At 67.9% G+C, this 13,507-nt stretch carries 10 protein-coding genes and 1 pseudogene; 7 read left to right on the top strand and 4 right to left on the bottom strand.

Going from position 1 to position 13,507, the window contains the following annotated elements; translation table 11 throughout:
- The 5 genes and pseudogenes from A5706_RS33770 to atzF form a co-directional block, all read left to right on the top strand.
- Positions 1 to 537: pseudogene (locus A5706_RS33770) on the top strand (serine/threonine protein kinase); the annotation flags it as partial.
- Between the two features lie 234 nt (positions 538 to 771).
- Positions 772 to 1,647 (top strand): urea amidolyase associated protein UAAP1, encoded by an 876-nt coding sequence (locus A5706_RS21440; RefSeq protein WP_231985372.1) that lies wholly within the window; start codon positions 772 to 774, stop codon positions 1,645 to 1,647.
- The gene (locus A5706_RS21435) at positions 1,644 to 2,303 is read left to right on the top strand and encodes an urea amidolyase associated protein UAAP2 (RefSeq protein ID WP_068134979.1); all 660 of its coding nucleotides are present in this window, start codon (positions 1,644 to 1,646) and stop codon (positions 2,301 to 2,303) included. Before A5706_RS21440 ends, A5706_RS21435 begins: the two co-directional genes overlap by 4 nt.
- Positions 2,300 to 5,974: an urea carboxylase gene (gene uca / locus A5706_RS21430; RefSeq protein WP_082964535.1), complete on the top strand. Its 3,675-nt coding sequence runs from the start codon at positions 2,300 to 2,302 to the stop codon at positions 5,972 to 5,974. The genes A5706_RS21435 and uca overlap by 4 nt, the downstream gene beginning before the upstream one ends.
- Positions 5,971 to 7,722: an allophanate hydrolase gene (gene atzF / locus A5706_RS21425; protein ID WP_068134975.1), complete on the top strand. Its 1,752-nt coding sequence runs from the start codon at positions 5,971 to 5,973 to the stop codon at positions 7,720 to 7,722. Before uca ends, atzF begins: the two co-directional genes overlap by 4 nt.
- Here the strand turns inward: atzF and A5706_RS35010 are convergent.
- Genes A5706_RS35010 through A5706_RS21405 form a run of 4 tightly spaced genes read right to left on the bottom strand, consistent with a single transcriptional unit; the run spans position 7,677 to position 11,277 of the window.
- Positions 7,677 to 8,435, bottom strand: a complete 759-nt coding sequence (locus A5706_RS35010) for a TetR/AcrR family transcriptional regulator (RefSeq protein ID WP_068134974.1) — start codon at positions 8,433 to 8,435, stop codon at positions 7,677 to 7,679. The two genes, atzF and A5706_RS35010, sit on opposite strands and share 46 nt — an antisense overlap.
- Before the next feature lie 34 nt (positions 8,436 to 8,469).
- A complete protein-coding gene (locus A5706_RS21415) occupies positions 8,470 to 9,096 on the bottom strand; it encodes a TetR/AcrR family transcriptional regulator (protein ID WP_197517922.1) in 627 nt (208 codons plus the stop codon).
- Positions 9,097 to 9,109: 13 nt separating this feature from the next.
- On the bottom strand, positions 9,110 to 10,492 hold the full coding sequence (locus tag A5706_RS21410; protein ID WP_068134969.1) for a hypothetical protein: 1,383 nt from the start codon (positions 10,490 to 10,492) through the stop codon (positions 9,110 to 9,112).
- On the bottom strand, positions 10,492 to 11,277 hold the full coding sequence (locus A5706_RS21405; RefSeq protein WP_068134967.1) for a creatininase family protein: 786 nt from the start codon (positions 11,275 to 11,277) through the stop codon (positions 10,492 to 10,494). Before A5706_RS21405 ends, A5706_RS21410 begins: the two co-directional genes overlap by 1 nt.
- 512 nt (positions 11,278 to 11,789) lie before the next feature.
- Between A5706_RS21405 and A5706_RS21400 the strand changes: the two genes are divergently transcribed.
- Positions 11,790 to 12,953 carry a Xaa-Pro peptidase family protein gene (locus tag A5706_RS21400; RefSeq protein ID WP_156767265.1) on the top strand — a complete coding sequence of 388 codons (1,164 nt, stop codon included), beginning with the start codon at positions 11,790 to 11,792 and terminating at the stop codon, positions 12,951 to 12,953.
- Positions 12,892 to 13,507: carbon-nitrogen hydrolase family protein (locus A5706_RS21395; protein WP_304528404.1), on the top strand; the 616-nt coding region annotated here is incomplete at its 3' end. The genes A5706_RS21400 and A5706_RS21395, both read left to right, overlap by 62 nt.

Genomic DNA, 13,507 nt, shown 5'->3' with positions numbered 1-13,507 from the left:
CCCGCACCGCGGCCCCAGCGGCCGGCCAATCCGCTTCTCGGGCGGGCGCCCGTCCTCGTCGCCGGGGCGGCGGCGGCCCTGCTGTTTGTCGCGGCGGTCATCGCGGTGACGCTGGTGCTCTTCGGCGGCACCCGTAACAATGCCTCGCCTCAAACCGCGGCTGCGCCGCCGCCGGCCCCGTCGACGACGAAGACGCCGTCGCTGTCGCAGCCCGTCCAGGGCGCTGACGGTCTGGGCTTCGTAGGCCATACCGCGCGGTGTGAGCCGGGCAACCCGCCCGCCGCGGTAGTGCGAACCGCGCAGTCACTCGCGGTGGTGTGCCAAACCGCGCCTGGCAGTTATTACTATCGGGGCGAGCGCATCCGGGATGGCGCCAATATCGAGCTGACCGACGCGGTGCCGTCCTCGGGAGGATTCGACGTCACCAATCCGGCTAACGGGGTTCGCTATGAGGTCCGCCCGGAACGGCTTCGGATCATCAGCAACGGTCACGTCGACTCGTCTGAGCCGGTGCTGGAATACGCGTCGGCTGGGTGAGTCATACTGTCCACACTGGTCTCTCGTGGGGGCGACACCCTTTGTGGCGGCCAACTGCGCATACCCCTGACTCCGCGCGCAAGTCGGATGTTACGTTCGCGTAAGCAAATTCGCATTCGGGCCATCTGCGGTTGATCTCGAGGCCCTTCGGCGCGCTAAATGTTGAAGACAAAACTATCATCCGATAGATATTGCTCGGGGTAGCGCCGCCCCCGACAGATCGAGAGGTTTCCGGTGACCGCTGACACGACCGAAGTTGGCGGCGCGTCGCAGACCGCCACCACGGCGGGCGCCCGTGCCCACGCGCGGGCACAGCACGGACGTGCCGCGGAATTCATGCGCCACATCCCCGCCGACGCGAGCCCGACCCGCCCGCCCGACGTACCGGCCGGGCGGTTGGTGTGGTCGGAGACGGTGGCGCCGGGCGGCTACACCACCGCCGTTCTATCGCGTGGCACCAGAGTCCGCCTGGCCGACCCGGACGGCAATGCGTGCGCCCATCTGCTGCTGCACCGGGCCGACGCTCCCCACGAGCGGCTCAACATCGCCGATACGGTCAAGGTCCCATGGCAGGCCTACCTCGGTACCGGCCACCCGTTGCTGAGCGGCTTCGGCAGGGTGCTGGCTACGATCGTTGCCGATACGTCGGGCGCCCACGATGCCCTAACGGGCACCACGACGCTCGCGGGCAACGAGGAGAAATACGGGGCCGGCTCGCCCGAGTCGGCGTCTCCGGCCGGGCGTCAGCTGTTCTTGCTCGGAGCGCTCAAACACGGTTTGTCGCAACGTGACCTGCCGCCGTCGCTATCCCTTTTCCAGGGGGTTCGCGTCGGCTCGGACGGCACGTTCACTTGGCAGGGATCGTCGGGGCCGGGCACCCACGTCGATTTGCTTCTGCATGTCGACGCGATCGTCCTGGTCGCCAACACCGCTCACCCTCTGGACCCGAGGCCCGAATTCACGTGTTCACCCCTGCGGATTCACGCGTGGCCCGCCGCACCCGACCTCGACAGGTTGGTGGCCGGTCAGCTGATCGGTCCCCTGGGCCCCGAGCACCGACAGGCCGTCGCGAATACCGACGCCGACCTAGCCGCCCGAGGAGTGCAGTGACCGTCACCCACCCAACCGAAGCCCTCGTGGACGGGGCGTTCGTCCTCGACCGGACCGTCGCTCCGCGCGCGGCGTGGTCGGCGGTGGTGGCCGCGGGCGACGTGCTCACCATCGTCGACCTCGCCGGCAACCAGGCGGTGGACTGCCTGCTCTATTCCGCCGCCGACACCTCGATCCGCTACTCTGCGCCGGAAACCATTGCGCGGCAAGGGCGCATCACGCTGACCACCGGATCGGTGCTGCGCGCGGACACCGGTGCCGCGTTGATGACGGTGATCGCCGACGAGGTGGGCGCGCACGACACGCTCGGCGGCGCATGCTCCAAGGAGTCCAACACCCTGCGTTACGGTCAGCACACCCGGGCCCAGCACGGCTGCATGGAGAACTTCCTGATCGAAGGTGCGCGCTACGGCTTGGACGCCCGGGACCTCGCCAGCAACATCAACTGGTTCATGAACGTGCCCGTCGACGCCGACGGCGCGCTCGGCATCGTCGACGGCCTGTCCGCGCCGGGCAAGCGTGTCGCGCTACGCGCGGACATAGACACGCTGGTCCTGGTGTCGAATTGCCCCCAGATCAACAACCCCTGCAACGCATTCGACCCCACGCCGGTCCGCATGATTGTGACCCGACCGGGTCAGGCGGACGGCGAGTGACCGCGGCGCAGACGGTCCTGATCGCCAATCGAGGGGAGATCGCCGTCCGGCTGATGCGCTCGGCAAGGCTCCTGGGCCTGCGCACGGTTGCGGTGTTCTCCGACGCCGACCGCGGCGCGCCCCACGTCCGGATGGCCGACGCCGCAGTGCGACTGGGCCCCGCAGCACCCGGCGAAAGCTATTTGCGGATCGACGCGATCCTTGCCGCCGCCGGCGAAGCCGGTGCCGACATGATTCATCCGGGGTACGGATTCCTCTCGGAGGACGCCGATTTCGCCGCCGCCGTGGAGGACGCGGGCATGTCCTTCGTCGGCCCGACCCCACACCAACTACGGGTGTTCGGCACCAAACACACGGCCCGTGCGGCGGCGGTGGCGGCGGGTGTGCCGGTGTTTCCCGGGTCGGATCTGCTCGACAGCGTGGACGCGGCGACCCGGGCGGCCAACGACATCGGGTACCCCGTCATGCTCAAGGCCACCGGCGGCGGTGGCGGGATCGGCATGCAGGTGTGTCGGGACCGCGCCGAACTGCGCTCGGCGTTCGAGCCCGTGGCGCGGCAGGCTGAGCGCAGCTTCGGCTCGGCGGGCGTGTTCGTGGAGCGTTTCGTCGAGGACGCACGGCACGTCGAGGTGCAGATCTTCGGCGACGGGACCGGTCGGGTGTTGTCGCTGGGCGATCGCGACTGTTCACTGCAGCGCCGCAACCAGAAGGTGATCGAGGAGGCACCGGCGCCCGCACTGACAGACGAACTGCGCGACCTGCTGCATTCGTCGTCCCGCGCGCTGGCGGCGTCGGTCAGCTACCGCTCGGCAGGCACCGTCGAATTTGTCTACGATCCGCGCCGCAGGCAGGCGTCCTTCCTCGAGGTGAACGCGCGCCTGCAGGTGGAGCATCCCGTCACCGAGGCCGTGACCGGAATCGACCTCCCCGCCTGGATGTTTCGGTTGGCCGGCGGCGAACGGGAGCTACTGTCGCGACACCTGGCGCCCGGGGCCATGACAGGTGGCGTCGCCACGGTGGGACATGCGGTGGAGGCGCGTATCTACGCCGAGAACGCAACCCGTGACTACCACCCCAGCACCGGAACGCTCACTGCCGTAAGGTTCCCCGACCGTCTCGCCGATGGAACCGATGTCCGTGTCGACACCTGGGTCGAGGCTGGGACGGACGTCACGGCGTGGTACGACCCGCTGCTGGCCAAAGTCATCGCCGCAGCGCATGACCGCGACACCGCGCTGGATCGGCTCGTCGCCGCCCTCGATGCCACCGACGTGCGGGGGATCGAGGTGAACATCGGCGTTGCCCGCGCGGCGTTGGATCACCGCGACGTGCGAGCTGGCACGCATAGCACCGCTACCTTCGCCGCCGTCGCGGATCCGCGCCCCAGCATCATCGTCGAGCGTCCCGGCCTGTTGACCACCGTTCAGGACCTGCCCGGGCGGCTGGGCATGTGGGACGTCGGCGTGCCGCCGAGCGGACCGATGGACGACCTCTCGTTCCGTCTCGGCAACCGTGCGCTTGGAAATGCCGATGGAGCGCCGGGACTCGAGTGCACATCGTTGGGCCCGGCGTTGCGCGTGACGCATCCGACGACGGTGTGCGTCACAGGTGCCGAGTGCCCACTGACGGTGGACGGGACGCCCGTCCCGATGTGGGAGCCCGTCGAGATACCGGCGGGGGCCGTGCTCGACGTCGGTGCCGCCGAGAAGGGCTTGCGGACATACGTTCTCGTTGCCGGGGGCTTCGACGTGCCGGCCTATCTCGGCAGCGCGTCCACCTTCACCCTCGGGCGGTTCGGCGGTCACGGCGGGCGTCCACTGGTTGCCGGTGACGTGCTGCGGGCCAACCATTCCCCGCACAACGGGCCCGCGGTGGCGGTGCCGCTCGAGGATCGCCCGGCGCTGCGGTCCGACTGGGAACTCGCCGTCACCGAGGGGCCGCACGGCGCGCCCGAGTTCTTCACCCGCGCCGACATCGACGCCATTTTCGGCAGCCGGTACCGCGTGCACTTCAACTCGGCGCGCACCGGCGTGCGCCTCGAGGGGCCCACGCCGGAATGGGCGCGCCCCGATGGTGGGGACGCCGGACTGCATCCCTCGAACATCCACGACAATGCCTATTCCGTCGGTGCAATGGATTTCACCGGTGACACCCCGATCCTGCTCGGCCCCGATGGCCCGAGTCTGGGCGGCTTCGTCTGCCCGGTCACCGTCACCTCGGCCGACCGGTGGAAACTGGGGCAATTGCGCCCGGGCGACACCGTCCGGTTCGTCCCGGTCCGCGCCGCCGATGTGCCATCCCGCCGGGACGTGGGAAGGGCGCGTGGCGCAACGGGTTTCGTGCCCCGCACCGGGGGCGACGGCGACGACGGGGTGCTGGCCCGCCGTGCCGGAGACGGCGGCCCCTCGGTCACCTACCGACGCAGCGGCGACGACAACGTGCTGGTCGAGTACGGCGACATGGTTCTCGACCTCGCGCTGCGTGTCCGGGTTCATGCCCTGCATCGCCAACTGGACAGGCTCCGCCGGGACGGCGACGTAACCGGAATAGTGGACCTGACACCGGGAATCCGGTCGCTGCAGGTGCACGTGGACCCCGACGTGCTCTCGGTCAACCGGCTGCTCGGGCTGCTGTGCGAAGTGGAAGAAGCGCTGCCGGCGACGCCGGATGTCATCGTGCCGAGCAGGTCGGTCCGGTTGCCCCTGAGCTGGGACGACCCAGCGACCCGGGAGGCCATCGCGCGGTACATGTCGGGTGTGCGCGACGACGCGCCGTGGTGCCCGTCCAACATCGAGTTCATCAGGCGTGTCAACGGGTTGGCGTCGCAGGCCGATGTCATGGACACCGTATTCGCCGCAGAGTACCTGACCTTGGGGCTGGGCGATGTGTACCTCGGCGCGCCCGTGGCAACGCCGCTCGATCCTCGGCACCGGCTGGTGACCACCAAGTACAACCCCGCACGCACCTGGACGGCCGAGAACTCCGTCGGCATCGGCGGCGCGTACCTGTGCATCTACGGCATGGAGGGGCCGGGCGGCTACCAGTTTGTGGGGCGGACTACCCAGGTGTGGAGCCGCTACCGGCACACCACGCCGTTCGAGTCCGAAAACCCATGCCTGCTAAGGTTTTTCGACCGCATCAGCTGGTATCCGGTGTCGGCCGAAGAGTTGCTGGACCTGCGCGCCGACTTGGCCGCGGGCCGGGGTTCAGTCGACATCACCCCTGGGGCCTTTTCGCTGGCCGACCACGAGCGCTTTCTGGCCGATCATGCGGACTCGATCGCGGAGTTTCGTGCGCTCCAGAGCGCCGCCTTCGCCGCCGAACGTGCCTCATGGGCTCGGGCGGGGGAGTTCGACCGGGCGAAACGGGCCGAATCCCGTTCTGTCGCAGCCACGGTGGATCTGGTGCTCGATCCCGACGAGCAGCGGCTGGATGCGCCGTTCTCCGCCAACGTGTGGAGGGTGGACGCGGCGGTCGGCGACGATGTGGTGGCGGGTCAGTCCCTGCTGGCGCTGGAGGCCATGAAGATGGAGACAGTAGTGACCGCCCCCGCGGATGGTGTCGTCACAAGGGTATTGGTGGAGCCGGGCAACCAGGTCGACCCAGGCACCCCGTTGGTCGTCGTGGGGCCGCCCCTGTCGGAGCGGGACGTCATGGAGGTGTCCGCATGAGCGCTGTCGACCGGGTGCGTGAGGCGTATGCGGCCATCGAGGCCGTCGACCGGCCCGAGATCTGGATCTTTCTGCGGCCCATGGCCGATGCGCTGGCCGAGGCGGCGGCCGTCGACGCCGCCGTCGCGCAGGGAAAGGACCTGCCGCTGGCCGGGCTGGTCGCCGCCGTCAAGAACAACGTCGACGTCGCCGGGCTGGCCACCACCGCGGGATGTCCGGCGTACGCGACCGCACCGGCGGACGCCGACGCTCCTGTCGTGGCGCGGTTACGCGATGCCGGCGCTGTCGTCCTCGGGGCGACTAATCTCGACCAGTTCGCGACCGGGCTGGTCGGAACGCGCAGCCCCCACGGCGCGGTGCGGGACGCCCGTCGGCCCGAACGCATCTCGGGCGGCTCCAGCTCCGGGTCGGCGGTCGCCGTCGCGCTCGGCCTCGCCGACATCGCCGTCGGCACCGACACGGCAGGATCGGGCCGGGTGCCCGCGGCGCTGCAGGGCGTCGTGGGCATCAAGCCCACGCCCGGCGTGGTGCCCACCGCCGGTGTCATACCCGCGTGCCGCTCCTATGACTGCGTGACAGTGCTGGCGCGCGACATCGACACGGCCGACGCCGCGATGGGGGTGATGGCCGGTGGGGGGCGCCCGTTTCCGCCCGACGCGCCGCTGGCCGCGCCGCCGAAGGCCACCGTGGCCGTCCCGCGGGAACTGCCGGGACTGTCCGGGCCGTGGCGGTCGGCGTTTCACGATGCCCGCGACCGTCTTGCGGAACACGGTGTGGCACTGCGGGAAATCGACCTGTCCCCGTTCCTCGAGGCGGCCCGTTTGCTCTATGACGGCGGCCTGGTCGCCGAAAGACACGAGGCCGTCGGGGCATTCGTCGACAGCCACCTCGCCGAGGTGGATCCGACGGTCGGGGCGATCGTGTCGGCCGCGGGGGCGATCCGCGCCACCGACCTGCTCGCCGACCGCGTCCGGCTGACCGAACTTACCGCGACCGCACACGCCGAATTGCGTGGCTGCGACGCATTGCTGGTTCCCACCACGACGAGCCACCCGACGATAGCCGAGGTCAACGCCGACCCCGTCACCGTCAACTCCGCGCTGGGCGTCTACACAAACTTCTGCAACCTGATGGACCTGTGCGCGGTTGCGGTGCCGGCGGGCACAGCCGACGGGTCACAGTTCGGCGTGACCGTGGTCGCCAGTTCGGGGGCCGACGCCGTCGCGCTGGATCTGGCACGCCTCGTCATCGCCCCGACGCAGCCGGTGGCCCGCCCGGGTGCGGTCTCACTGCCCGGCACGGGCCGCGCCCCTTGGCCCGTCCGGGCCGGCTTGGCCGCCGTCCCACTGTTCGTCGTCGGTGCGCATCTGCGCAACCAGCCTTTGGCGCATCAGCTCACCGACCGCGGGGCCCGCTGGCTGGGACCCGCCGCCACCGCGCCGCTGTACCGGCTCGCTCGCCTCAACACCACGCCGGCCAAGCCGGGCCTGGTGCGGGTCGGCGCCCAGGCCGGAGTGGCGATCGGGGGCGAACTGTGGCTGGTCGGCACCGCCATGCTGGGCGACTTCCTTTCGGCCCTGCCCGCGCCGATGACGCTCGGCCCGGTCACTCTGGCCAACGGGGATCACGTCGTCGGCTTCGGCTGCACCCTCGACGCGTGGCGAGAGGGCGAGGACATCTCCCAGCACGGGGATTGGCCGAGCTACCTCCGGGCACTGGACTCTGCCGCGGAGTCGACGTCGGCCTGAGTTCCGCCGGCATCCGGCGAGGTCACCAACTCGTCGAGTATGCGAAGGGCCTGCGCCTTCAGCCTCGCCCCGCTGGTGGCGGTCAGCGCGCGCAAGCAGGCGTCGGCGATGCCGGTGGCGATGCACTCGGCCCCCACCTTGTCCAACCATCCCGGGGTATCGAGCCTGATCTGGATCGCCGTCTCGACGAAGTGAAACGGTAATTCCGTCGCGACGGTCGTCTCGATTCTCGGTCGCCGCTGCCAGGCGCTCGAGTCGGCGCACGTTTGACGCGCGAGTTGCCGATAGCCCTTGCGGAGGTATTCGCGGCGGGCCTCGAAGTGGGGGAACTTGGTACCCCGACTCTCCGGAAACTGGTATAAGGCACCCAGATTCCACCGACTGGCGAGCAGCTGGTGTGAGTCGTACCAGACCATTACGTAAAGGCGGCTCGCCGCGGACCCGGGGTGGTTGAGCAGCTGTCGCGCGAGTGCCGCCGACGCGTCGACCGTGCGCACCAGCAGGTTGTCGAGGATGTCGTCCTTGGTCTCGAAGTGGTGATAGATGCTGCTCTGCCTGATGCCGACCGCGTCGGCGATTGCCCGCGTCGACGTTGCGGTGTACCCGCATTCGGTGAACAGTTCGGCGGCGGCGTCGAGAATCTCCTCCCGCGGCGTGTCACCAGGTCTGCGCTGATCGGTGATCCTGGGGCGTCCGCGACGGGGTGGGCTCATTCCACAGAGGATGCCATCCTCCGTGGTGAAGTTCTCATCGGGTTTGGTGATCGCCTGGGGACGCGCAAAGTTGTGGTATTGCGAACTGGAGCATCTGAATCGCCCGCGGCACCGGATTTTCCCCGGCCGCGAGTTCGTAGATGACGGTTCCGTCCGCGACCGCCAGAACGGCGCGGCACACCCGGGGGCTGGCCCGCCAGCCGTTGCGGGCCAGCACATGGCCCACCAATTCGGCCAGAACTTCGTTGTAAGCGGCGATCAGCGAGGTCAGCTCGGCGTGCTTGCCCGCCTGCAGGTACCGCTCGTAAACACTGGAGATCGTTGCACGCGTGAAGTATTCATCCTCGGCCGCATGCACCGTGGCGACCTCGGTGATGAGGCGAGCCGTCTCCTCCAGGTCGAGCTTCGTGGGAAGCCGCTCGATGAAGTCGTTGGCCTGCTCGATCCAACCGTTGAGCATGAACTTCAGCCCGGCGGCGCGCAGGTCGTCCCGCGACGGGTAGTAGGCCCGTACGGTCTGCTCCGGCAGGCCCCCCTCCTCGGCGACCGATCGGCTTGTGACCGCGTCGAACCCGCGGCGGCGCAACACGGCGGCCGTCGAACGTAGCACCGCGCGCTTGCGGTGATGCGACCGTGTCGACGGTGTCCGGGTCTGTGTCAACAGTGAACCCTCCTCACAGCGCATAGAGGTAGCGATCGCGCTCCCAATCGGTCACCGTGCTGTGATACGAATGCCATTCCGAGTATTTCATGTCGATGTACTCGTCGACGAAACGCTTGGGAAAGACTCGCCCGACAAGCTCGCTGCGGGCGAAAGCATCGGTCGCCTCAAGCAAATTGCGCGGCAGCCGAACGGCGTTCCGGGTGGGATCTGGCCGCGTGTCGATCAGCGCGACGTTCACCGGATCCCCGGGATCCAATCCGCGCTCGATTCCGTCCAGCCCGGCCGCCAATGAAAACGCCGCCGCCAGATAGGTATTCGCCGCCGAGTCGACGACACGGTTTTCCACCGCCGGACGGTTTTTGGGCAGCCGCAGCATGCACGATCGGTTTTGTTCGCCGTAGGCCGACCACACCGGTGCCCACGAGGGCGTGCCATCGGCCAGTTTCGGGTTGAGCCGCTTATATGAGTTCACCGTCGGCGTCACGATCGCGGCAAGCGCGTCGGCGTGACGCATGAGGCCGGCGACGAAGGCGTATGCCGTTGCGCTCCACCCCATCCCTCGCGGATCGGCGGGGTCACGCATGACGTTCTCACCGGTCTCGGACGACGCCAGGCTCATGTTGTAGTGGTGGCCGGATCCCCACGCTTCGGTGTAAGGCTTGGGCATGAACGTGACCGCGAGGCCGTGCCGCTTGGCGATCTGGCGGATCATCAGGCGGAAAAAGGTTATCCGGTCGGCCATCTCGAGCGCACCGTCGTACTCGAAGTCGAACTCGTACTGCCCGTCGCCCCCTTCGTGATCGAAGCTGAAGACTCCGAAGTCGTTGTCACGCAGGGCAGTCACAAAGTCATCGAGGAACTCCGCGGCATCCAGTGTGGCTTCGGCATCGTAGGCGGGGGAGGGTTTCAGGCCGCCGCTGGCGGCCAGCGGTGCCAGGTAACCGGTCGCTCCCGGCGGCTCGGTGGGGTTGAACACGAAGACCTCGGTCTCGACGCCGAGCTTGAACTCGAATCCCAGATCGCGCGCCCGGTTCAACTGCGCTTTCAGGATGCTGCGCGGACACTGATCGAACGGCTCGGTCCCGCCGAACATGATGTCGGCGGCCATCCAGACAAACCGTTTGTCCCAGGACAGTTGCCGCAGCGTGGTGAGGTCCGGTATCGCGACGGACTCCTCTTCGTGCGGGTCCATCGCGCCGAAACCGGTGATCCCCCTGGGAGTGAAGCGTTCGGAGCCGGCCAGCATGTTTGGCAAGTGATCGATGGGCACCGCCTTTGTCTTGGGTCTGCCGTGCACATCGATCCACGAGCCGAGGGCATACTTCACGCCGCGGTCCGCGAGCGATTCCGCGAGCTCCCGGTGGCCGGGTTCGACGACGTTGACCGTATCCATCAACTGCCTCCTGAAAATCCAATGAGTTCGGGTGTTCGGCTGTGCGGCCGGGGTAGCGGCGGCTCTTCGGTGATTCCGTTGAGAGCCTTGGTGGCAACAACATCGACGATCGCGTCGAAGAGCCTTCCGCCGAGGGCCGCGGTGGCCTGCGACGGGCATCCCGTGACGCCGTTGCTCGACAGCACTTCTGCGGTGTACCGGAAGGTCAGCCCGTCGGTGCGGTCCGGGTCGTCCGCACCGGACATTGCGGAGAGATCGACCAGTTCGGGGAACACATGCAGCGCGAGCGAGGTTTCCGCCCGGTTGGCGTGGATGTCTTCGCCGTCGGCCAGCACCTCGGCGGCGATCTCATTGCTGGCGTTCCACCAATCGACCCAGGCCGATCGGAGGTCGGGGCGGCAGAACCGCATTCGATCGGTCGCCGCCCCGAGTGCGGCGACGTTGCCCATGTGCCCGTTGACGAAGATCAGGCGGGTCAGACCGTTCAGCGCCGACCACTCAGCGATGCGAATCAGGAGCCGGGTCAGCTCCTCGGGAAATAGCGACAGCGTCCCGGGGAAAGCCGTCCCGTGTCCCAGGCTGCACCCCACGGGCACGGCAGGCAGCACGATCGTGGCATCACAGCGCGCGGCGGCACCGTCGCATATCGCTTGTGCGAGCCGGGTGTCGGTGTCGGTGGGCAAGTGCGGCCCGTGTTGCTCGGTGGCCCCCACCGGAACCAGGCCGATGCGATTCTCCAGCTTGAGCCGGCCGATCTGTGTCGAGGTGCATTCGCCCCACCTCATGTCGCAACCGGTCCCGGAATGTGCGGACGATGTGCCGACCGACGAACGATGACCAGAGGCATTGCTGCCCTCCGACAACTTCGGAGCGAAGGCTCCGCAATCCTGCCGGGCTTTTGTCCCCTGGTGTGCCCGCACCCCGGTGCGGGTGTGCCCCTCGGTCCAGACCTCGCGCGAGCGGAACCCTAGGCACAGACTCCCTTCGGGAATCTGCTGAAACGCTAAGCCGGGCACGTGTCGCCGCCATTTCTCCCATATGTCGGCGGTGTAACCGACGGCTTCGGCCAGGCGCCAACGGTTTTCGTGTCTTACTCCGCCGGCCGGGTAGACATGAAGGAACGTTTCTGCAATCATGGCCTCAACCCCGCGAGTGCACAGCGGGTGCGCGCTTCGACTGGTGAAGAAACGTTTCTGCACGCAAATGGTCGGTATCCGTCGCCGCGTTTGTTGCTCGTCCCGTCCACGCGCGATCGCTCTTCGTGATCCGCGGTCCGACTCAAGAGGAGTCCGTCATCATGTACGACTGGTCCGCCGTGGATGTGGATCGACTGCGAAACGATCGTCGCGAAGCAATCGCCGATCTGATGAGGCGACAAGGCCTGTCGCACCTGTTGTTGACCGGCTTCGATCACATCCGCTACGCGACTGATTACCGCACGCAAATCATCTCGGAGGCATTCGACTGGTTCGCCGCCGTCATCGACCAGGACGGCCGGGCGGAGATCTTTGCGCCGTGGGTCGACCGGACGCAGGCCGATCCGCTCGCGGAACTGCCGTGGATCAGCGCGATCCATCCGATGCCGTCCTGGGCACCGATGGTCGGGCACCCGGAAACGTGGACGGCGGGGTTGGCCGGTGCGCTCAGCGGCGCCAAGAAGGTCGGGATCGAACTGATCGATCCCGCCGTGCTGCGGCGGCTCGAATCGGCGCTACCGACAGCGGAATTCGTCCCGGTCGGCTGCGAACTCTACGACGTGCGCGTCCGCAAGACTCCGGACGAGATCCGGCTCCTCGAGGACGCCAGCATCGTCAATTCGCAGGGCGCCGAGTCCGGTTTCAAGGCCGCCCAAGCCGGCATGACCGACCACGACGTGCTTGCCGCGATCATGGCGAGCTTGCAGGAAAGCGGGCCGGAGTTTCTGAGTCACTCGTTGTGCAACCACGGACGCGGAGACGGCGGCTGGTTTGCCGAGGGCACGGTGCTGGCGGAGGGCGATCCTTACTTCTTCGACATCGGTCTCTACGGCAGGCACGGCTACGCCTCCGATATCGCGCGTACCGGCTTCGTGGGCGGCGACACCCGCGCGGAGATCAAGTCGGTGTACGCCAAGCTGCTCAAGGCGCACGAGGTCGCCGCGGACGCCGCCAAGCCGGGCGTGCGGGTGTCGCAAATTGATGACGCGGTGAACGAGTACCTGCGGTCGGAAGGGCTGCCCACCACCCCGTACGCCATCGGGCATGGCGTGGGCCTGCGCGCCTGCGAACTGCCCACCATCTACCGGGAATCGATGACCGATCGCGACCAGGTGCTGGTGGAGAACAGCGTCATCGCCCTGGAGCCGGAGACGGGCCTCGAGGTCGACGGACGCTTCCTGCTGCTCAAGCTAGAAGACAACTATGTCGTCGAACATGATGGCGTTCGCAGGCTTTCGCTCGCGGGATACGGCCTGGACGGCTGACGACCAGGCGATGAACGGCGGCCGCCCGGACCTGTTGCGCGCCCTCATAGTGCAGGAAAGTCCCGTGCCGCGCGATGTGGACGCCAACGTCGAACGGGTTGGGGCCCTGCTCGGCGAGCGGTCCGACGTCGACGTCGCGGTCTTTCCCGAGCTCTTCCTTACGGGTTACCAGTTGCGCCACCTGGGGCCGCTGGCCGTGGGCCTCGACAGCACCGTGGTGTCGGCGATTCGCCGGATCTGCGCGGACACCGAAACCGCTTTCGTGGGAGGGTATCTCGAGCGGGGCGAGCACGGGACCCTGTACAACTCGATGCTGATCGTCGACGCCGCCGGGTCGGTCGCCGGAAATTACCGAAAGACGCACCTGTTCGGGGTGGAATCGTCGGTCTTCGATGCGGGTGACCGGTTGGCCTGCGTCGAGGTCGGTGCGGTACGGATCGGTCCGATGGTGTGCTTTGACCTGGAGATCGCCGAAGTCGCGCGCACGACGCGATCAGATGATCGTCGTGAAAGGGCGCCATGTTCGCCGCGATGCCGACGAAAACGTCCGGGCG

The sequence above is a fragment of the Mycobacterium sp. E796 genome, assembly GCF_001672815.1.
In the GTDB taxonomy this organism is placed as follows: Bacteria; Actinomycetota; Actinomycetes; order Mycobacteriales; family Mycobacteriaceae; genus Mycobacterium.
The sequence above is the reverse complement of the archived record's forward strand: the minus strand, read 5'-3'. Positions and strand labels throughout refer to the sequence as shown.

Coding starts and splice junctions, on each gene's coding strand:
- A5706_RS21410 (WP_068134969.1), bottom strand. CDS start 10,492: ATGGATACGGTCAACGTCGTCGAACCCGGCCACCGGGAGCTCGCGGAA.
- A5706_RS21405 (WP_068134967.1), bottom strand. CDS start 11,277: ATGAGGTGGGGCGAATGCACCTCGACACAGATCGGCCGGCTCAAGCTG.
- A5706_RS21400 (WP_156767265.1), top strand. CDS start 11,790: ATGTACGACTGGTCCGCCGTGGATGTGGATCGACTGCGAAACGATCGT.
- atzF (WP_068134975.1), top strand. CDS start 5,971: ATGAGCGCTGTCGACCGGGTGCGTGAGGCGTATGCGGCCATCGAGGCC.
- A5706_RS35010 (WP_068134974.1), bottom strand. CDS start 8,435: ATGAGCCCACCCCGTCGCGGACGCCCCAGGATCACCGATCAGCGCAGA.